At 48.3% G+C, this 19,441-nt stretch carries 14 protein-coding genes and 1 pseudogene; 5 read left to right on the forward strand and 10 right to left on the reverse strand.

All coding sequences use genetic code 11. From position 1 onward, the window contains the following. Positions 1 to 13: 13 nt before the first annotated feature. From HMPREF9431_RS13285 to HMPREF9431_RS10310, 7 genes are all read right to left on the reverse strand, one after another. Positions 14 to 166, reverse strand: a complete 153-nt coding sequence (locus HMPREF9431_RS13285; protein ID WP_004381224.1) for a hypothetical protein — start codon at positions 164 to 166, stop codon at positions 14 to 16. Between the two features lie 278 nt (positions 167 to 444). Continuing rightward, entirely contained in the window at positions 445 to 2,457 is a 2,013-nt protein-coding gene (locus tag HMPREF9431_RS10285; protein WP_004381225.1) for a glycoside hydrolase family 97 protein, read from the reverse strand. Between the two features lie 7 nt (positions 2,458 to 2,464). Continuing rightward, a complete protein-coding gene (locus HMPREF9431_RS10290; protein ID WP_004381226.1) occupies positions 2,465 to 3,673 on the reverse strand; it encodes a glycoside hydrolase family 71/99-like protein in 1,209 nt (402 codons plus the stop codon). 128 nt (positions 3,674 to 3,801) lie between these two features. Further along, the gene (locus HMPREF9431_RS10295) at positions 3,802 to 5,325 is read right to left on the reverse strand and encodes a RagB/SusD family nutrient uptake outer membrane protein (protein ID WP_004381227.1); all 1,524 of its coding nucleotides are present in this window, start codon (positions 5,323 to 5,325) and stop codon (positions 3,802 to 3,804) included. A gap of 28 nt (positions 5,326 to 5,353) precedes the next feature. Beyond that, positions 5,354 to 8,248 carry a SusC/RagA family TonB-linked outer membrane protein gene (locus HMPREF9431_RS10300; RefSeq protein WP_004381228.1) on the reverse strand — a complete coding sequence of 965 codons (2,895 nt, stop codon included), beginning with the start codon at positions 8,246 to 8,248 and terminating at the stop codon, positions 5,354 to 5,356. A gap of 85 nt (positions 8,249 to 8,333) precedes the next feature. Beyond that, positions 8,334 to 9,485 carry a hypothetical protein gene (locus tag HMPREF9431_RS10305; protein WP_004381229.1) on the reverse strand — a complete coding sequence of 384 codons (1,152 nt, stop codon included), beginning with the start codon at positions 9,483 to 9,485 and terminating at the stop codon, positions 8,334 to 8,336. 149 nt (positions 9,486 to 9,634) lie between these two features. Next, entirely contained in the window at positions 9,635 to 10,138 is a 504-nt protein-coding gene (locus HMPREF9431_RS10310) for a DUF5004 domain-containing protein (RefSeq protein WP_040561574.1), read from the reverse strand. A gap of 375 nt (positions 10,139 to 10,513) precedes the next feature. On the opposite strand from HMPREF9431_RS10310, the gene HMPREF9431_RS10315 reads away from it, so the two are divergent. Further along, complete coding sequence (locus HMPREF9431_RS10315) at positions 10,514 to 11,089, forward strand: hypothetical protein (RefSeq protein ID WP_004381231.1); 576 nt, start codon at positions 10,514 to 10,516, stop codon at positions 11,087 to 11,089. Positions 11,090 to 11,593: 504 nt separating this feature from the next. Here HMPREF9431_RS10315 and cysS read toward each other — a convergent pair. Then, positions 11,594 to 13,084, reverse strand: coding sequence for a cysteine--tRNA ligase (gene cysS, locus HMPREF9431_RS10325; protein ID WP_004381232.1), 1,491 nt, complete (start codon positions 13,082 to 13,084; stop codon positions 11,594 to 11,596). Positions 13,085 to 13,249: 165 nt separating this feature from the next. Here cysS and HMPREF9431_RS10330 point away from each other — a divergent pair, with 165 nt between their 5' ends. After that, positions 13,250 to 13,429, forward strand: a complete 180-nt coding sequence (locus HMPREF9431_RS10330; protein WP_004381233.1) for a hypothetical protein — start codon at positions 13,250 to 13,252, stop codon at positions 13,427 to 13,429. Positions 13,430 to 13,622: 193 nt separating this feature from the next. Here the strand turns inward: HMPREF9431_RS10330 and upp are convergent, their stop codons facing one another. Continuing rightward, entirely contained in the window at positions 13,623 to 14,282 is a 660-nt protein-coding gene (upp, locus tag HMPREF9431_RS10335; protein WP_004381234.1) for a uracil phosphoribosyltransferase, read from the reverse strand. A gap of 241 nt (positions 14,283 to 14,523) precedes the next feature. Here upp and pckA point away from each other — a divergent pair, with 241 nt between their 5' ends. The 3 genes and pseudogenes from pckA to HMPREF9431_RS13565 all read left to right on the forward strand — a co-directional run. Next, entirely contained in the window at positions 14,524 to 16,137 is a 1,614-nt protein-coding gene (pckA, locus tag HMPREF9431_RS10340) for a phosphoenolpyruvate carboxykinase (ATP) (RefSeq protein ID WP_004381235.1), read from the forward strand. A 648-nt stretch (positions 16,138 to 16,785) separates the two neighbouring features. Further along, on the forward strand, positions 16,786 to 17,883 hold the full coding sequence (locus HMPREF9431_RS10345; protein ID WP_004381236.1) for an SGNH/GDSL hydrolase family protein: 1,098 nt from the start codon (positions 16,786 to 16,788) through the stop codon (positions 17,881 to 17,883). A 258-nt stretch (positions 17,884 to 18,141) separates the two neighbouring features. Beyond that, positions 18,142 to 18,300: pseudogene (locus HMPREF9431_RS13565) on the forward strand (IS256 family transposase, variant Zn-binding type); the annotation flags it as partial. A gap of 46 nt (positions 18,301 to 18,346) precedes the next feature. On the opposite strand, the gene HMPREF9431_RS10350 reads toward HMPREF9431_RS13565, so the two are convergent. Further along, complete coding sequence (locus HMPREF9431_RS10350; protein ID WP_155813019.1) at positions 18,347 to 19,315, reverse strand: bifunctional methionine sulfoxide reductase B/A protein; 969 nt, start codon at positions 19,313 to 19,315, stop codon at positions 18,347 to 18,349. Positions 19,316 to 19,441 lie beyond the last annotated feature (126 nt).

Genomic DNA, 19,441 nt, shown 5'->3' on the forward strand with positions numbered 1-19,441 from the left:
ATTCATTGTCAAATCACAGTGTCATCATGCGCAAAGCTACGTGATAGTCGGCCAAACGCTCAGCTTTTTGCTCGGGCGTTTCTTGCCTACGCCTTCTCATGCGCTGTTCAAACGCTTTCGCATCTTTGCCAAAGAGTATCGGGGTTTCCTTAATCGGTTGTGCCATACGTTAAAATCCTCCGTGTATTCTATGTTGCAAAGATAGCGTTACTATTCCAACATTCCACATCTTTTATCGCCGGAAATCCTACGAAATCCACCCCTACACACAAAAGAAAGGAGTTGTTGTGCGCACAAGGAAAGGGAAAAAACGGCCACATGCAGATTTCAAGACCACGGGTGCGTCCCTACTTTCTGCCCACATGCTCTCGCCGACTATGATGTATTTTCATGCGCTACCCGTGTAGCCTGAGCGAAAGTGGTGTGGCCGTGTGTGAAAATGCGTTATTGCTTGATGAGCTGAATGGCAAATCCGCCGCCCTTTGCCAAATGAATAGGCAGGAGTGTTTCGGTGGAAACGAGCTGCTGATCGATGGCTAAGGGGTAGGGGTTGCCTTGATAAGTGGCGCCGTCTCCATCGCGATAGATGATGGCTTTGTAGCGCATGCCCTTGTCGAGGAAATTGAAATGCAGCGTGAGGTCGCGCGCTTGCTCGTTGGTCATGCCGCCAACATACCAGTTTTCGCTGTCGCGATCTTTACGAGCTGTGACCACATATTGCCCCAATTTAGCCATCAACACACGCGATTGCTGCCAGTTGGTGGGCACTTCCTCAATGAATTTGAAGGCAGGTTGCCCTTGATAGTTCTCAATTTCGTCGGCCGCCATCTGCCATGGCGCATAAATCACCACATAAGCCGCAAGCTGTTTGGCCAAAGTGGTTTGTGGATGGGTTTGCGGATGCACACGCCCTTCGATGCGAAAGATGCCGGGAGTGAAGTCAAGTGGGCCGGCAAGGATGCGCGTAAAGGGCAGGATGCAGAGATGAGAAGGGGGATTTCCGCCATCGGCCGACCACGCATTATACTCCTGTCCGCGCGCGCCTTCGCCCGAAACCAGGTTGGGATAGGTGCGTTGCAGGCCGGTAGGCATCACAGGTTCGTGGTTGATAATCATGAGATGATGCTTGGCTGCCGTCTCAATCACCTTACGATAGTGGCGCACACCATACTGCGAATGCTGTAATTCTGCGTTGTCGAGCCAATCGTTTACATAGCCAGTCTTCACCACTTTGATGCCCATGCGCTGATACAAGGCAAAGGCACTGTCGAGTTGTTGCTCATAGTTTTTGGCCGCACCTCCCGTCTCATTGTGAGCCACGAGGCGCACACCTTTCGACAAAGCATAGTGTTGCAGGCCGGCAAAATCGTAGTCGGGATAGGGCTTAGTGAACGAGAATTTGTCGCCTTCTTTGCCCCAATCACCATCCCAACCATAGTTCCAACCTTCAACCAGCACACCTTTCATGTCGTGGCGTGCGGCAAAATCGATATATTTCTTGGTGTTTTCGGTGGTTGCTCCATGCTTGTTTCCTTGCGACCATGTCATGGTGTTCATGTGCATGCCCCACCAAATACCGACATATTTTCCCGTCTCCAACCACGAAGTGTCGCCGATTTTGCAAGGCTCATTGAGGTTTAACATGAGCCGGGATGCGGCCACTTCGGCCAAATTGCGCGCCACAATCACCGTGCGCCAGGGCGAAACAAAGGGCGCTTTGGCATAGACCAAGGCACCATTTTGCCAGGGAACGAGCTTCGATTGCACCGTGACGCCGCCTTGTTGACTTGCGATAGGCTGAAGATTGAGCGCGGCATAGTCGGTGAGATTGGCTTCATGCACCACCATATAGAGGCTATCGTCCACCTCCATCGTGATGGGTGTCGACACCATTGGCTTCTTACTGAGCGGCGATGCCGTCCACAAGGCTTCATAATAATGGGTGCCTTCGGTGGGAATCGACCAGGTTTGCGCATCAAAAGGAAAGGCAAACTGCGTCTCTTCGTTCATGATAACGAAGTTGGTGAGCTGCGGTTGACGCGGGAAAACATAGCGAAAACCGATGCCATCGTTGAAAATGCGGAAGACAATGGTGAGCAAACGGCCTTGTCCGGCGCGCTGCTTGAGCTGCATAGTCAGCTCGTTATAATGGTTGCACACGCTGGTCTCTTCGCCCCAAGGCTGCTGCCATGTCTCATCTTTCGTGGCACGTGTGAAGCCAAGAACGCGAAAATCTTCGTCCAACGCACCATCCTTGAGCTGCAAACCCAACAGCGATGGCCGGATGAGCAGGCGTTTGCCACGCTGCAATTCATAATAGGGTTGCCCGTGAGGATTAATCCCTGCGGTTAAGATGAGGGTGCCATCGGGCGATGATACCTTTGCCATCGTCTTGCCACTCGCTACACTAACCAGTGCCAAGGCAACCGACAAAAAGAGTAATTTGAATAATTTCATCTTCCTTCTACTTTAAAATCTCGCGTGCTTTGTCTACTTCCAAGCGCGCAAGTGCTTGATAAGCCGCCTGCACACGCGGGTCGTTGGGTTTGCTTCGACGCAGTTCATACCAGCGATAAATCAGTGCTAAATCGGCTTCTTGATAGGCAACGCCGGCAAATTTTTGCAGCGCTACGAGGTATTTATAACCATATTCGCGCGTGGGTTCGATGGTTGTTCCTTCACCATAATCGTTCCATGTGCTCACTTGCAGCCATTTCAGCCCGGCCGATTTAGCCGCATTGAGCTGACGATTGAAGAGCGCTCCGTTCTCAGCATCGTAGGTGGTGTAGCCCGTTCCCGCACCTCCTTCCTGATAATAGTCGTGGAAACCGGGCATCGCCCCACCGATATAATATTTAAAATGCTGCGCCACCGAGTAGTCGGGTGCCGGATTTACCCACGTATATTCGCCCTCACTATTGGTGTAGCCGCCATTGTTAGCATATTGCGCATGACCGTTCAGACACAGAAACACGGGCTTATCTTTTAAAATAGCAAAGGCTCTGTACCAGTCTTTTCCACGTTTTACCTGCACCGGACCGAAGATCATCAGCAGCGGTTTGCCATCGATTTTCACATAATAGTCGCGGTGGAAGAACGTTTTCGACAGGTAACGCAAATCCTCGCGCATCTGTTCCATGTAGTCTTTCGTGCCATCAAGCGCACGGTCTTCATAGACAATGGCCAGCTTCAGTCCCGCCCTTGCAATGGCTTTTGCCAAGGCTTCGGTGTTGCTTTTATGCTTAGCCACCGCATTATCGCTGTTCACCCCATACCAATCGACCATCACACCGTCTACACCGGCATATTTCATGAGCAGACATTGATAGTCTAAAATGGCCGCATCGCCCGAAGCATAGGGGCCTGTCAGGGGGTAATAGTGCGACGCTATCTGCCGTTTTCCCGTAGCATCCACCACATCGGGGTTGCAATTTTTCATTGTCCAATGATAGCCCCACTGCGTGCCATTGCTCGTATTGGTTTCAAACCACGGCATAAAATGCACGTAAATACCCATCAAATTGGCCTTCTTTACAGGATAATTTGCCGCAGTTTGGTCGGCAATCTCTGCTGTTTTTTTAGGAGCCGAAGGATAGCTTTCTTCACAACCGCTCCAAGTCAGCAGGCCACAATAGAGCAACAAAGATACGATATATTTATTCATATTTGCCATAAATGTTAATGATTTTTGTTTTGTTGGGCTGTTTCTGTCGTTTCCAAAACATCCTTTTCGCAAGAAAAATGTGGCGAAGGATGGACATTTCACATGCCCATCCACGCCCGATTTCCTATAAACTACTACTAATAACCAGGATTTTGTTTCAAATTACTATTCTTGGCCAACTCGTCATGTGGGATGGGAAAGAGGGCCGTATGCTTGTCTGCCTCGGCCGGTTTGGCCCACCATGCCTTGAAGAAATCGCCAAAACGAATGTTGGTGGTGCGGCGAAGGCCTTCGAAAACAAACTCATGTCGCCACTCTTTGTCTAAATCATCGAGGGTGAGCGTGGCCAAATCGTTGAGCCCTGCACGATGCCTGATGGCGTTTATCGCATCGAGAGCGTTCTGCATGTAGCCCAAACGGAAGTTGGCTTCGGCCTGCATCATGAGCACTTCTGCATAGCGCATGAGCACCCAATCGTTGTCTCTTTCCCACTGATCGTTGGGGCTCCACTCATATTTGTCAAGCCGCGCGCCCTCGTTTTGCGCTGCCTTGGTGAAGTCTCCAATCGTTTCGGTATAGTTTAAGGGGTCACCATTGTCCATCAACACCGGCGCACCCGTGGCTGCATTGTACTGTTGTCCGATGAGTAAACAGTTGCGTCGCACGTCGTTGGCTTCGAAAGACGAATACAAACCGGGCTGCGCACAGATGCCATTGCCGCACCATTGATACTTTCCTGCGGGGTCGAAAGCCAATTTTTGGTTGTAATGATAGGTCATGGATGCCAAATAATTGCCCACCGTTCCTTGCTTATGGTCGTAGGGAATGGCAAAGATAATCTCGGGCGAGTCTTCATTCTTAATGGCAAACGACGCCTTATAATTGGACGTTAACGAAAATCCCTTCACCTTGTCGCACGCATTTAAGCAGTCTTGCCAGCGTGGTGTGCCCGTGTAAACCTCGGCATTGAGATATAAACGTGCCAACAAAGTGTAGGCCACATTCTGCGTAAATTTGCTGTATTGAATGCCCGACGGCAACAAAGGTATCACGGCTTTAAGCTCTTGTTCGACAAAGTTGAACACCTCTTTTCGCGACGAATTGGCCGGCAAAGTTTTGTCGGTGAAGTCGGTGCTGATGGGCACATTGCCGAAATTGTCGAGCAGATTGTAGTAGTAATAGGCGCGAAGTCCGCGGAGTTCGGCCTCAACCACCTTCTTCTGTTCAGCCGAAAGTGTGCTCTGTTCCACCTGATAAATCATGCCGTTGATTTTCGTTACACCGGTAAAGTTGTAGCGCCAAAGCGACAAAACGCCGGTATTGTTGGCGTCCCACGTGTGCATTTGCAACTGCTGATAGCGCCCACCGTCATACCAATCGGTGCCTCTTGTGGGGATACATGCTTCGTCACTGGCGCATTCTGTGGTGAAAAACACATACTCACACGTGGGATAACAATTCACACCATTGCCCTCTTGCGTGCCCGAACCATAACCTCTCAGGGTGGCGTATGCACCACCTACGATGGTAGACACTTCGCTTTGGTTCTTGCCATAATCATTCATCGAGACTTTATCGTAAAGCCGTTCGTTGAGATCGGTGCATGAAGTGAGGGCCGAACCCACCAACATGCCTATTGAAAGAATATATTTTGTTTTCATTGTTTTTACTTATTAACATGCAACTTGCTTAGAAACCAATGTTCACACCCACCGAGAAAGTGCGCGGACGCGGATAAGAATTAAAGAAGTCTATGCCCGGAGCGTCGAGCACATTGTCGGGAACTGACACCTCAGGGTCGATGCCTTTGTAGCCCGTTATGCAGAAGAGATTTTCGCCGGTTACATAGAAACGGAGGCGCGAAAGCCCCAACTTTTCAGGGCGAGGCAGACTATAACCTAAGGTGATAGCCTGCAAACGGAAGAACGATCCCTGCTCAATGAAGTAGTCACTAAAGGTGGGGTTATCGGTGATGCCGCTCGTCATGAAGTCGTCTAACACATTTTGTGAGGGGAAACGCGTGGGGTCATACATGGCCATGCGTGTGCAATTAAGCACCTTTTGCCCAAACATGCCGTAGCCGGAGAGCGTTGCATCGAAATCTTTCCACGTGGCATTGACGGATAAACCCATGTTCCATTTGGGTTGAGCCGACCCTAAATAGCGATTTACCACGTTGCCGTCGGCATCCTTTTCGAGAATATATTTGCCGTTTTCATCAATGCCTTCGCAGTGAGGTCCCCAGAAAGTGCCGGCCGCATAGCCCTCTTTGATGACCTGAGAATAGCGGTTTGACATGCCTCTTAGGTTGTGAAGTGAGCCGGCTTGCAACCCAACGGCTTGATATTGGTCGTTGGATAGTTTGGTAATCTTTTGATGATTGTACGACAAACTCATATTGGCATCGAGCGAAAAGTCTTTGTTCTTGAGGATATTCGCACCCAAAGTGAGCTCCACTCCCTTGTTCACCAAGTCGCCAACATTAGCCAACATGATGCCCACTAAATAGGGAGGTTGCGGCACAGGATAGGTCCAAAGCAGGTCAGAAGTCTTCTTATGATAGAGTTCTAACGTACCCGTCAGATGGCTAAAGAGCACGAAATCGATGCCCAGGTTCCATTGTTTGGTGCTCTCCCACTTCAAATCGGGGTTGGCATTCTGCGCTTGTGTGTAGGCATTCTTCCAGGTTTTGCTGGTAGGATCGTAATAAGCGGCACCCGAAGCCGATAGTATTGACAGGCTCTTATATTCGCCAATGCCATTCTGATTGCCCGTAACGCCAAAGCCAAAGCGCACCTTCAGGTTCTCCAACCAGCCCGAAGTGGCTTGCATAAACGGCTCATCGCTGACACGCCATGCCACTGAAACCGAGGGGAACGTGCCCCATTTGTGGTTGTCTCCAAACCGACTTGACCCGTCACGACGCAGCGTTGCCGTGAGCATGTAGCGGTTCATAAAACCATAATTGACGCGACCGAAGAACGAAACCAACGTGGCCTCGGTCTTATAAGAATAGACATCGGTCTGCCGATAATCGGTACCCGAGGCCAAATTGTTATAGCCAAAGGCATTCGTATCGAAACCACTTCGCGTGGAACCAAAGCCTTCATTCACATTATTCAGGTAGGAATAGCCACCCATAAGATTAAGATGATGGTCTTTTCCAAAGAAGCGATCGTAGGTGAGATAGGCCTCTATTTGGCGGTTAGTGTAGTCACCATAAGTGCGTTGTCCCCATCCTTTCTCGCCTTGTCCCTCCATTCTGGCATACGTAGGCTTATACAATCCGCCCAAAACGGCATTCTGTTCGTAAGACATGTTGGTGGTAGCTTTCAAGCCTTCGAGCAGGGTTAGTTCGGCTTTCAAGTAGCCTAAGAAGCGATGACGCTTCTTATCGTTGGTGCGATTGGTATTCAACTCCACGGGATTTTCGGTGTTTGTGCCGTTTAATTGCGCATAAGAACCGTCGGGATTCAACACGGGAAAGGTGGGTTGTAGGTTGGTCATGCGCTCAAAAATGCGCGTGTCTATAGGATGCCAACGGTCGAAGTTCGCATTAATTCCTTCGTCAAAGCGCAACCTTCCCTGCCAAGCGGTCTGATAAGCTGTGAGAGATCCGGCCAAACGATTCATGTTATTGCGCTGAATAACGCCCTGGTTATTGGCATAAGTCACCGACGCACGATAGCCGCTATGCTGCTTGCTACTCGAGAAAAGAATGTTGTGTGCATGTGAAATGGCCGCGCGTTCCAACTCCTTTTGCCAATCGGTTGAGGCGCCATAATCAAGAGCTGTGGCCACATTTCGCTCTCTAACGTAGGCGCGCCACTGATTGGCTGAGAGCAAATCTAAATGTTTTGCCACCGAAGCAAAGCCCACATAGCCGTTGTATTGCACGCTGGTTTGCTCGCGATCGCTCTGCCGGTTGGTCGTAATGATGATGACTCCGTTGGCTCCTCTGCTGCCATAAATGGCCGAAGCCGAAGCATCTTTGAGAATATCCATGCTGACAATCTCAGAGGGTTGCACCGAGTTGAAGTCCACTCCGGCGATGCCATTCACCACAACCAACGGGCCATTGCTGGCCGAAAGCGATGTTCCGCCACGCAAACGCAGGCTCGATCCGGCCTCAGGAGCACCGCTACTCTGCACAACAGAAAGCCCAGCTACCTTGCCTTGCAGCAGCTGTTCGGTGCTCGTAATGACACCTTTTCGCATGTCTTTTGCGTTGACCGACGCAATAGCTCCTGTGAGATCGCTCTTGCGCATCGTGCCATATCCCACGCCAACGACGGTTGTTTCGGCCAAGGTCTTGGCGTCTTCCACCAACGTAATGTGCATGTCTTTTCCGGCTTTCACACGCTGTGTGACATAGCCCACGTAGGAGATGTCGAGCAAAGTGCCTGCCGGACACTCCACTTTAAAGTGCCCATCCATATCAGTTACGCTGCCTCCGGCGCCATTAACCACTTTCACATTGGCCCCAATCAAGGGCTCTTGCTGGGCGTCTAAAACGGTTCCGGTGGCTGTAAACGACTGTGCTTTCGCCCATTGGCTCACGAACAGCAGCATCAGGACAACCATCATGTGCTGTATTTTGATTGTTTGAATATATTTCATAGGGTTTCAGTATGATGTTACTTCATGGGGTAATCCCATTGTTTATAAATTATTTGTCGGGGGTAAGCAAAGGAATGGTTGTGTCAACAAGGGTCACCCCATGCGCATTCTTCACCACAAGCTGCAACTGTGTGGCGCTAATGCCCTTCAATTCCTTTTGCAAATTCACCGTAGCCTGCCGCTTATCGCGCACACCTTCCATCACACCTGTGATGGTTTTTCCGCCTGCAATGAGGGTATAAGTGAGGTCACCCGCCGTGCGTTCATTATATTCTCGTGTGATGGTCAGGATGTCTTCTTGCGAGATACGCGTGGGGAAGAGCGAGAAAACGGGGTCGGGATAGGGCACAGCCTGACCTGCTTTTTGCAGCTGATCGCCACTGTTCACGTCCCATTGATTGGCACCTGCGCCATCTTTAACCACCTTTACAACCAAATAAGTCATGTTGTCCAGCTCAAAAGCCGCACGCTTATCGGGGTCGGCCAAGTCGGTATTCTTGAGCGAACCATCGTCTTGTGGATTGGTAGAATAGTAGTCAACGGGCACGCCTACCTGCCAAACATACAGCCCATTCGACAGCTTTTTCACTTCAACTTTCTTCAAACAAGCGGGCCGCCACACGTCAAGTGACTGCATAATGGCCCAGTTATTAAGACCCGAATGCACACCAAACTGCACAAAATCGGCATCTGTTGCCAACTCGGTTAGCGTGCGTCCGCCCAACTTATACACGTCGGGATTGAAGAGAACGGTCAATGGTTCGTCCAACATAAACTTCTCTGTGAAGCCTTTAGATTTGCGACCTGAGTAGAACATAAATCCCTTTCCGCTCTCTTTGAACGCTTTAAATTCCGAACGACTATCAGGGGCTTGGAACACAGAACTCCACTTACTGCCATCCTTTGTCTTCAACCTCGACCAGAAACCCGGCCAATCATCCGACTCAAAGGCGGCTTTATTGGTATGAAAATACTGCGTGGGTATCATTTTTTTGCAATAGATGTTGTTGCCCAAATAGGTTAGTTTGGCAAACGCAGAAGAGTTTCCTCCGTTGCCAGCATCAGGCTCTGTGGGCGTCCATGCCCACAAATAAAGGTCCACTCCCTCGGGAAATTGCACATCGGTCATGTCGTAATAAAACGTCACTTCCTCATCACAAGTAAACACAGCAGGCACAGTCCACACCTTAGGAACGCCCAAATCGGTTTCTTCTGCTCACGTCATGAGGGGACATAGCAGCCCCAACAAGGTCACGATATAATAGTTTAATTTTTTCATGTTGCGTTGTTTTATTGTTGTTTAGACGATCTCCTCCTATATATATAAGGTGGAAATCACATGCTTTTTACTTATTCGGCCTGCGTTAAATGATAACTATACGACACAAAAGGTTTATCGTTCACCTTACGAATGAGCTTAAAAGCCAACGTTTTAGTCGCACCGGGCACACTCGAAATCGTGAGTTGTTTCGAAGCATCACCGCCCTTTAGCGTGAGATTTACCGCCTCACCATCCGATTTATAGAACGGACTGTCGAGCGTCCATATGCCTTTCACGGGCAGCAACGCGGGGGCATCGCCGTCAATAGTGAAAGCCGACGGGGCGCCAGTGGCATCACAATCGAAATGAATCACAAAGGTATCAAAATCCAACAGATTGGTCAAAGTCATGGTTTTCGCATTACTTTCGTCCGTTTGTACCATCGAATTCAACACCCATTTTCCACCTATCTTCTCATAGAGCCGAATAGGTTCTGTGTAACTTCCGTCCTCAACGGTGTTACATCCACCGAGTCCTATCAAGGCAATGAAGCCCAACAACAGTGACCCTGCTTTTACTTTCTTAGTATACATAGCTAAAAACATCAAAAATAGACATTTAAGTTTGGTAACCACAAAATTAGCAAAAAACGCAAAGGGCTGTATCTTTCATCACAAAAGTATAAGCAAAAAAAGTGCCGAAAAGTCATAACTATTTGATAACCAACATAGAATTATTTTCCAAAAGCCCATTTTGTATTAAGTGTATATTAACCATTTTAGAGAAAGTTCCTCACCTATCATCCACCTTTTGACTCAAATACAATTAAAAAGACATTTGCAGTTGAAACACCTTTTGTTAAAAAAAACAACAATAAACTTTTTAATAATCTAAATTTGCATATCTATTATCTTTTCTATAAGTTTGCAATTAATATAACAAATCCAATTTTTAAAACATTTACCACAATGATTACTAAATTTTTATCAGCGCTACTTATCCTATTGGGCGCTATGGTTTTACCCTCGTGTAACAATCAAGGAGATGCTATTTATCAGCCGATAGTCGTTACACCAGTGAATAATACTATTAAAATTAAGATTAATAGTAAAGAGGGTGGCGTTTTCAATTATAGTCAGTTGTTGGCAGATAAAGGTATTTCTGCAACTGGAAGTCTTTCAAAAAGTACGCTCCCAATTGATTTAGGACACGATAGTATGGGCAACACCTTTTTTACATTGTACCCCAATCTTCCTCAAAGGTCATCAATGATTGATAATGGAAAGGTAATTTCATATACGAGTTCTTCTACAGCTTTTTTGCGAGTTGGGAAACAACATTTCGATGTAAAAGTCAACTGGCGATTGGGTATCTCTGACAAGGCAAAGGAATCTAAAGAGACTTTTTGTGGAGGCACGGTTATCTTTATTGAGAATATTGAATGCAACGAACTTAAAAAAGTTGTAAAAAGTTCTACAGAAGAACTTACCATTACCTTCCAAGAGAAGAGCAATGGTGGGTTTGAACTCAGCAAAATAGAATAGTAATGTGGGTGATTTACAAAGTGTTTTGAGAAGTAAGGCCATAAAAAAGCCATCTTTGACATAACATTCCACATCTAAGAATAAAGTGAGAAGCGTGCTACGAAGTCTTCAACGGAGATGATGTAGCACGCTTTTTGTATTTTATATAGATGACAAGAAGTAATCCCTCTTGATATTCTTAACTTGTGACAAATGGCAAATGAATGTGTATCTCCCCTATTTTCAATTTACCATGAACGCAATAGCGTGCTCACTTCCGCCGCGGTTGCACTTTCAAACCCCTGGGATTGCCGACGAAAGAAGATCACAAGAGGGGAGGATATGCAGGGGATGCAAGCCCAAAAGGGGATGGTATGTTTACAAATCGGGCGCCTGTCGCCAAGCATCAACCAACGGATAGCGCCAACATAACGCTCGCTCGTCACAGAAAAACAAGCAAGACCTCAACGCACGTGCCTAAAAAAATGGAGCAGCTCGGCTGAGTTGCTCCATTTATCGTGTGGGTTATCGATTCAATTTCCACGTCACCCCGTCCTTCGTATCTTTCACTTCGAAGCCCGCATTGGCTAAAGCATCGCGGATTTTGTCGCTCGTTGCCCAGTCTTTATCGGCCTTAGCCTTGGCACGAAGATCAAGAACCATGTCGACAACCTCACCAAAAGCCTGCTCGCGTGCATCGTTGTTGTTGCCCTTTTCTGCCTTCAAGCCCAACAAGTCAAATGCAAACAGCTCGAAAGTGGCTTTGAGTTCGGCCAAGCAATCGGCACAGATGGTGGCCTGATGGGCCAAGAGATTGTTCACAAGGTGGGCCGCTTCGAAAAGATAACTGATGACCAACGGCGTCTGAAGGTCGTCGTTCATTGCGTCATAGCAACGCTGTTTCAACGCCGAAACAAAGGTCTTCGTCGCCTCATCGCAGGCCGAAGCCACCGGCACACGCGCCAAATCGTCATAGGCATTCATCAACTTTTCATAACCCTTTTGCGCGGCTTGCAGGGCATCATTGCTGAAATCCACTGTCCCACGATAGTGGGCTGAGAGGATAAAGAAGCGGATGGTCATGGGCGAATAGGCCTGCGAAAGGCTCTCATGTGCTCCGGTAAAGAACTGTTCGAGCGTGATGAAATTGCCCAAACTCTTACCCATTTTCTGCCCATTGATGGTAATCATGTTGTTGTGCATCCAATATTTCACCATCGGTTCGCCTTGACTCGCCACGGCTTGTGCTATCTCGCACTCATGATGGGGGAAGATAAGGTCCATGCCTCCGCCATGAATGTCGAAATGGTCGCCTAAATATTTGCGCCCCATGGCCGTGCATTCGCAGTGCCATCCAGGGAACCCCATGCTCCAAGGGCTGGGCCATCGCATGATATGTTCGGCCGAAGCGCGCTTCCATAAAGCGAAATCGGCCTGGTTGCGCTTCTCACCCACGCCCTGAAGTTCGCGCGAATGGTTGATAATATCGTGAAGATTGCGCCCCGAAAGCACGCCATAGCGATGATCTTTATCATATTTCACAACATCAAAGTAAACGCTCCCATGGCTTTCATAGGCGTAGCCATTGTCTAAAATCTGCTGCACCAACTCCTCTTGTTCGATGACATGCCCTGTGGCATGCGGCTCGATTGAGGGGCGAAGCACATTCAAAGCGTCCATCGCATCGTGATAACGGTTGGTATAGAACTGCGCAATCTCCATCGGTTCCAATTGCTCTAAACGAGCTTTCTTTTCAATCTTGTCGTCACCCTCGTCGGCATCGTGTTCCAAATGCCCCACATCGGTGATGTTACGCACATAACGTACCTGATAACCTTGGTGCTTAAGATAGCGGAAAAGCACATCAAAGGTGATGGCAGGGCGTGCATGTCCCAAGTGGGGGTCGCCATAAACCGTTGGCCCACACACATACATCCCCACGTGGGGAGCATGCAAGGGCTTAAACAACTCTTTGCGACGGGTGAGTGTATTGTAAATTAAAAAGTTCTGTTCCATGCCTTTTCTCTTGTCTCTATATTCTTTTTCGTTCCTCAAAACCAACGTTTCCGCGTCCTGATGGGGCGCCGGCCTGCACCAATTCAAGTCCTCTGCCCTGCGGAAACATTTGCTGTTGCAAAGGTACTGAAAAAGGAAAGACTTTCAAAATAAAACGCTACGGAAATGAAACGCCGCATCGAAAAACAAGCTGTCCCAACGATTGCGATGCCCATCAAGAACCGATGCGCCACGCCTGTGTCATGCACCGACGGCAAAGGCTACGCCATCATGGGGCCATGGTGGTGCAACTTCATCGGCCCTATGCGCCACAAACCGTTGCAAGGCAGGCTCTATCGCGGTTGAAAGGGGTAGAAACCGTCACCCCTTGCGGCTCCTGTCATCTTGCCGCCCGGTCAAGATGATAAAGGCATGGGGTGGAGGTTGCCACACCCTATCCTATAAATGGCCCGACAATCTGCATGCTTTTGCTTGGCAATTTGCATGCAATTACCGTGCAATTCAGTTGCAATTACTGGATAATTTAGTAGCGATTGCGTCACAGTTTGCCGCCATAGCACAAATCACCTGCGTCACCAAAGCCCGGAACGATGTATTTATGCTCGTTCATGCCGGGGTCGATGGCCGCACACCAGATGGTGGTTTTCTCGTTGGGAAATGTCTTTTTGATGTGTTCAATGCCTTCGGGTGAGGCAATAACGCAGCACACATGGATTTGTTTCGGCGTGCCTTTCGTGAGAAAAGCCTTGTAGCCCAATTCCATGCTGCCGCCTGTAGCCAGCATAGGGTCGGCAATAATGAGATTTTTTTCGTCGATGCTGGGCGTGGCTAAATATTCGATATGGATGCCCACTTCGTGATGTGCGGCATCCTTATATTCACGATAAGCGCTGACGAAAGCATTGCCAGCGTGGTCGAAAACGTTGAGAAACCCGTTGTGAAAGGGGAGCCCGGCGCGGAAAATGGTGGCCAAAACAATCTTGTCGGTGGGCACATTCACGGTGGAAACACCTAAGGGTGTGGTCACTTCCTTGGGCGCATAGGCCAGCGTTTTGGAGAGTTCGAACGCCTCAAACTCGCCAATGCGCATGATGTTATTGCGAAAAAGGAGCCGATTTTTCTGATATTCTGCATCGCGAATCTCAGCCATATACTGGTTGATGATGCTGTTTTGCTCGGAGAAATTGATTATTTTCATCGGTGCTTGATAATAATTTTTGCAAAGTTAGCTATTTCTCTATGCTTTTGCAAAGTCTGTTTTGCAAATGTCTTGAGCCCCTCTTGTTTTTTAAAATCTTTAACCTAAAAGGAAAAAGCTACCCCCATTTTTCATGCCTTTGTGCTTTATGATTATATATTTTTTTTCTAACTTTGCGGTCAGAATAACAAAACATTGCGATAACAAAATTATTTTCACAACTTAAATACATTATTACAAAATGGCAAAGTTTGACAAATCAGTACTCGAAAAGTACGGTATTACCGGAACAACTGAAGTGCTTTACAATCCTTCTTATGAAGTATTGTTCAACGAAGAGACCAAAGAAGGTCTCCAAGGTTATGAAGTAGGCCAAGAAACCGAGCTTGGTGCAATCAACGTGAAGACGGGTATTTACACCGGACGTTCGCCTAAAGACAAGTTTATTGTAGATGATGAGACCTCTCATAACACCATTTGGTGGGACTCAGAAGAATATCATAACGACAACCATCGCGCCACAAAAGAGGCTTGGGCAGCAGTGAAAGAGATTGCCAAGAAAGAGCTTTCAAACAAGCGTTTGTTTGTTGTTGATGGCTTCTGCGGCACACACAAGGACACACGTATGAAGATTCGCTTCATCGTTGAGGTGGCTTGGCAGGCACATTTCGTTACAAACATGTTCATTCGTCCAAAGGATGAAGCTGACTTTGACCAAGAACCCGACTTCATTGTTTACAATGCTTCGAAGGCAAAGGTTGAGAATTGGAAAGAGCTTGGCTTGCACTCTGAGACCTGTGTGATGTTCAACGTAACCTCAAAAGAGCAGGTAATCATCAACACTTGGTACGGTGGTGAGATGAAGAAGGGCATGTTCTCGATGATGAACTACTTCTTGCCATTGAAGGGTATGGCTTCGATGCACTGCTCGGCCAACACCGATATGAATGGCGAAAACACCGCTATCTTCTTCGGTCTCTCTGGAACTGGTAAGACAACGCTGTCAACCGATCCGAAACGTAAGCTCATTGGCGACGACGAACACGGCTGGGATGACAAGGGAGTATTTAACTATGAGGGCGGTTGCTATGCGAAAGTAATCAACCTTGACAAGGAGTCTGAGCCCGATATCTATGGTGCTATCACCCGCGATGCATTGCTCGAGAACGTCACTGTTGACGCAAATGGCAAGATTGATTTCGCAGATAAGAGCGTAACCGAGAACACCCGCGTTTCTTATCCTATCTATCACATCAAGAACATCCAGCGCCCCTTGTCACAAGGTCCGGCTGCAAAGCAAGTCATCTTCTTGTCGGCTGACGCATTTGGTGTATTGCCTCCGGTATCTATTTTGAATGCAGAGCAAACAAAATACTACTTCCTCTCGGGCTTTACCGCTAAATTAGCCGGCACAGAGCGTGGCATCACCGAGCCTACACCAACCTTCTCTGCTTGCTTCGGTCAAGCTTTCTTGGAGCTTCACCCAACCAAATATGCTGAAGAATTGGTGAAGAAGATGCAGAAGAGCGGTGCAAAAGCCTACTTAGTGAACACCGGTTGGAATGGTACTGGCAAGCGCATCTCTATCCGCGATACACGTGGAATTATCGATGCTATCCTCAATCATTCTATCGATAATGCACCAACCAAGCAGATTCCTTACTTCAATTTCACTGTTCCTACGAAGTTAGAAGGTGTTGCAACCGATATCCTTGATCCTCGCGACACCTATGCTAACGCAGCACAATGGGAAGAGAAAGCAAAGGACTTGGCTGCTCGTTTCATCAAGAACTTCAAGAAGTACGAGACCAATGAAGCTGGTAAAGCACTCGTTGCTGCCGGCCCACAGCTCTAAACTTCAAGCAATAAAACTTCAAAAGGTCTATCCATCGGCAAGGTGGATAGACCTTTTTTCGTGCCGATGGGGCGTGAGGCAGCGCGTGACGGCACTTCTTTTCGGTCACGAAACCGCAGCAGGCAGCCCGTGCCCGTGGGCAGAAAACACCCGAAACCACAGGGGGTGCTCACCTGTTTTTACTGAAAATGGATGAAACCACAGGGTGTTCTCGCCTGTTTTTGATAAAAATATGCGAAACCACAGGGTGTTTTCACTCGTTTTTATGAAAAACGATTGAGAACCGGGGGCGTCTCGTTTGTTTTTGAAAAAAATAGCTGAGAACCGGGGGTGTTTCGCTCATTTTTGAGAAAAACAGTCGAAACCCCAGGGGAGTTTCACTCATTTTTGAGAAAAATAGCCGAGACTCCGGGGGCGTTTCGACTGTTTTTGTCCACGAAGGAACGATGAGGCCCGTGGACATGCGTTTGACATCGAGAAAGAAAGTAAAATGCGTTGGCGTTAAAAAATAATGGAACGAAGGCGCACGAAATCATAAATAATTGCTTAATTTTGCCGTGCATTACTTAAATTCCTAACGTTTAAAACGAAACATAGCCGCCGGTGAGGCCCCCAAAGGCACATGCATCCCGCGCTATATCCAACAACATGAAACAGAAATATGGACTACTTTTGGCACTCTTGCTGTCTGTTTTCAGTGCCTTTGCCACATCATTTAGCAAGCAACGGCTGTGGCAATCCAACGTGATTTATGTCGGACGCACCCAAACTTTGGCCGATGGCAGCGTCAGTTATAATTGGGTAGGCACCTATTTAGAAACGCAATTCTCGGGCAATAGCATCGCTATGCAGGCCTCGGCACAAGGCAAAACCTATCATAATGTGATGATTGACGGCCGGTTGGTGCGCAAGATTTTGCTGCAAGGCACGCAGCCCCACCGCATTGTTTTGGCCGAAGGGCTCGGCAAAGGCTGGCACACCCTGCGCCTGCAGCAATGCACTGAGGGCGAACATGGGCGCACAACCATCCACGGTTTCTTGCTCAACAATGGCGAACAGTTGCGCAAATCGCCACGCAAACAGCGTTTCATCGAGTTCTATGGTGACTCCTATACCTGCGGTTATGGCACCGAAGGCACAAGCCATGACGAGCCGTTTACGTTGGAAACCGAGAATTGTAACCAAGCTTACGCCTGCATCATCGCACGCTATTTCGATGCCGATTATGCCCTTGTTGCCCACAGTGGGCGTGGCATTCTGCGCAACTATGGCGCGCCGAAAACGCAATCCGAGGGCAACATGTTCGACAAACACGATCGCCTTTTCGATGCCGATGAGGCACCACGCTACGACTTTTCGGCCTACAAACCGCAATTAGTGGTGGTCAATTTGGGCACCAACGACTTCTCGCCCTTGGCCATTCCGTCGCCCGAAGCCTATGTCTCTCAGTATAAAAGGCTGCTCCAAAGCCTGCGCACTCATTATGGCAACGTGCCCGTTTTCTGCATTCGTCCGCAGTCGGCTTCGCGCTATTTGCAGTTGGCTTTAGACCTCTTGGAGCGCGAAACAGCCGCAGATGGCCACGTGTTTGTGAGCCATTCGATGAACAACATCATCGACGATGCCACCGATTATGGTGCCTCTTGGCATCCCAACTACCGAGGACAACGCAAGGTAGCCATGTCGCTCATTCCCCAAATAGCCCACATCATGGGCTGGGAAGCACCGCTGAAAGTGGTGGAATGACCCTCTTTTTAACTGAAGATTTAAATTTTTTGCTGTCCGGTAAAACTTAAACCACACATAAATCCTTGCGGAATCGCCTTTATATACGCGAGTTCGGGATAAGATTCGTATACAACACTTAGTTCTAACGGCTTTGATTTTTCGACATAAACAGGTTAGTGCCTTTAAAAAGCGTTCCTTACGTTAGAACTCACTTATGGGGATAGCCATCGTGAATTAGTAAAGAAAGCGCAAGGCATTTCGGTAGTACACTTGCATAAAGCAGTGGTGTGTGATGGGCATGTCGGGCTTTTGCAAGCTGTAACTTCCTGTTCTGTGCAAATGTTTCAATTCCACCTGTTACAGATAATTAGAAGACTTCTTATCAACAAGCCACATTTGCCTGCAGGCATCGAACTGCTGGTGTTAATAAGAAAATATGTCGTTTGATGATATTTTCTTACAGTTAAAGCATTTGTTCCGTTTATTTCATTTTGGCTTTTCGCGCCATTTCAAATAAACTTTGGGGTAGATGGCAGTAGCTGGTGGGGTTTTTGTCGAGATAATCTTGATGGTAGTCTTCGGCGGGATAGAAGTTTTTCAGGGGTGAAACCTCCACTTCCAAGGGCTTGTTGAAGTGTTTTTGCTGTTCGTGCATCACCGCTTCGATGAGGGGTAAATCGGTTTTGTCGGTGTAATAAATGCCTGTGCGGTATTGTGTGCCGCGGTCATTGCCTTGTTGATTGAGCGAGGTGGGGTCGATGGCCTTGAAATAAAGGTTGAGCAGGAAGGGCAGACTGACCACCGAGGGGTCGTATTCCACCTCAACGGTCTCGGCAAATCCGGTTTTGTCGGTGCACACTTCTTCGTAGTTAGGATGCGCTTTGTGTCCGTTGGCATAGCCCACTTGCGTGGCTTTTACGCCTTGAATCTGTTTGAAGAAATGCTCTGTCCCCCAGAAACATCCGCCTGCAAGATAGATGGTTCGCAAGGGATGGAGCAGCTTGAGATAGGCACCATAGCCCGCTTTTGCCATCTCTTGCTCGGGGATGAAGCGCAAAGCGCCGCTGTTGATGCAATAACGTTGTCCGCCTTTTTCGCGTGGGCCATCGTTGAAAACATGTCCCAAATGGGCATCACCCAATTTGCTTCTCACCTCGGTGCGCGTCATGCCATGCGACAAATCGGTGTGCTCGGCAATCAGATCTTTGCTGATGGGGCGCGAAAAGGCAGGCCAACCGCAGCCCGAATCATATTTGTCGGACGAGAGAAACAGCGGCTGTCCGGTGGTGATGTCGACATAGATGCCCGGCCGAAACTCGTGGTCGTAGGCATTGGTAAAGGGATGTTCGGTGGCCGCCTGTTGCGTAATGGCATATTGTTCGGCGGTGAGCATCTTGCGCAACGTGGCATCGTCGCGCTTGATGTATTGGTTGGTATCGTTGATTTCCATACTTTTGATATTGTTTACTACGTTGTTTTGCCCGTTGCTGTTGCAGGCAGAAAGGAGCAGGATGCCCCATAGGAGGAGGTGAAATGTCGCCCTCGCCGCACAAAAGTTAGCGTGATGACACTTGTT

Origin of the sequence: Segatella oulorum F0390 (genome assembly GCF_000224615.1) — a bacterium.
Classification (GTDB): Bacteria; Bacteroidota; Bacteroidia; order Bacteroidales; family Bacteroidaceae; genus Prevotella; species Prevotella oulorum.